General features: G+C 55.1%; 1 protein-coding gene. It reads left to right on the top strand.

Annotated elements, in window-relative coordinates; all coding sequences use genetic code 11:
• Positions 1-332, top strand: a 332-nt coding sequence (locus TZ48_RS26495) for an Ig-like domain-containing protein (protein ID WP_162674667.1), incomplete at both ends; no start/stop codon positions are given.

The raw sequence follows: 332 nt of genomic DNA on the forward strand, positions 1-332 counted from the left end.
TCAGCTTCAGCTACAGCGATGTCGATGGCGATACGGTCACCGCAAACGGAAAAATCCGCCCCAAGCCATGGTGCGATAGTCATCAACGGCACGGACATCGTCTACACGCCAACGGCAACTACAACGGTAACGACAGCTTCACCATTACCTTGACCGATGGCAGCGGCTACACGGTGGATAAAACGATCACCGTGACGGTCTCAAGCGTGAACGATGAGCCGAGCATCACGGTGGCGTCGACCCTCACCACTGATGAAGACAACAACCAGACGCTCAGCTTCAGCTACAGTGATGTGGATGGCGATACGGTGACAGCAACGGAGAAATCCGCA

Source organism: Vibrio variabilis (assembly GCF_003263785.1).
GTDB lineage: Bacteria > Pseudomonadota > Gammaproteobacteria > Enterobacterales > Vibrionaceae > Vibrio > Vibrio variabilis.